This window comes from Mycobacterium sp. E342 (genome assembly GCF_001667665.1).
Classification (GTDB): domain Bacteria; phylum Actinomycetota; class Actinomycetes; order Mycobacteriales; family Mycobacteriaceae; genus Mycobacterium.
On record NZ_LZJM01000195.1, the window covers coordinates 1 to 1,167 of the forward strand.

The following is a 1,167-nucleotide window of genomic DNA, read 5'->3' on the forward strand; positions in this document are numbered from 1 at the left end:
TGGCGCTGAGTTTGGCCAACAAGACTGCTAGGGCGGCTTGGAGCACCATGAAACTGGTGGCGTTGTGGGTGCGGGCCAGCTGGGTGATCTGCTGCTGCAGCTCGGCGGGCCACTCGATCGGGAGGCTGGCCCCCCGGTGATCGGCCACCGCCGGATAGGGCCGATCCGTGGGCAACACCAGCCGTTCGGGCATCCCGGTCAACGCGTGCTGCCAGTAGCCCAGCTGTCCGCCGATGCGGCTGTGTGGGTCGTCGAGGTCACCGAACTGCTCACGTTGCCAGAGTGTGTAGTCGGCGTACTGCACCGCCAACGGCGCCCAACTTGGAGTCTGGCTTTGAGCGCGGCTGGTATAGGCCACACCCAGATCTCGTATCAGTGGTGTGGTCGACCAGCCGTCGGCGGCGATGTGGTGGGCCACCGCCACCAACACATACTCATCGGGGCCCAACCGGAAAAGCTCGGTGTGGATCGGGATTTCGGTTGCCAGATCGAACCAGTATTCTGCCGCCGCGGCGATGGCCTCCTCGAGCCGCTCGTGCGTCCACTCACCGGCGTCGATCACCGCCCAGCCGAACTCGGCCTGCTCGACCGGCACCACCTGCTGGTGGGGGATCCCGTCGATCGTGGGGAACAGGGTGCGCAGGCTTTCATGGCGGGCCACTAGATCACCGAGCGCAGCCTGCAGGGCGTCCACGTCGAGTGGCCCCGTGAGGTGTACCGCGATGGGCATGTTGTAGACCGCAGACCGGCCCAGCAACTGATCGATAAACCACAACCGGGACTGGGCAAACGACAACGGCACCACTGCCGGCCGCTGCTGGGCCGTCAGCGGGGCCAGCCCACCCCCACCCCCGGCCTGGATGCGGGGTGCTAGCTGGGCGATGGTGGGCGCCTCAAACACCGCCCGCACCGACAGGTTGGCATCCAAAGAATTGTTGATGGCCGCGATCAGGCGCATCGCCGACAACGAGTCCCCACCCAGATCGAAGAAGGAGTCGTCCAGTCCGACGCGGTCGTGGCCGAGGATTTGGGCGTAGATGCCGGCCAGAATGTCTTCGGTGAGGGTGGCCGGGGCGCGATAGGGGGCGCTGGTGTAGTCGGGGGCGGGTAGGGCGCGGGCGTCGAGTTTGCCATTGACCGTCAACGGCAACGCCTCAAGCACCACGA

1 protein-coding gene is annotated in these 1,167 nt (G+C 66.2%); it reads right to left on the bottom strand.

Going from position 1 to position 1,167, the window contains the following annotated elements; genetic code table 11:
* A partial coding sequence (locus A5692_RS14180) for a condensation domain-containing protein (RefSeq protein ID WP_231984319.1) occupies nt 1-1,167 on the bottom strand: 1,167 nt, incomplete at both ends.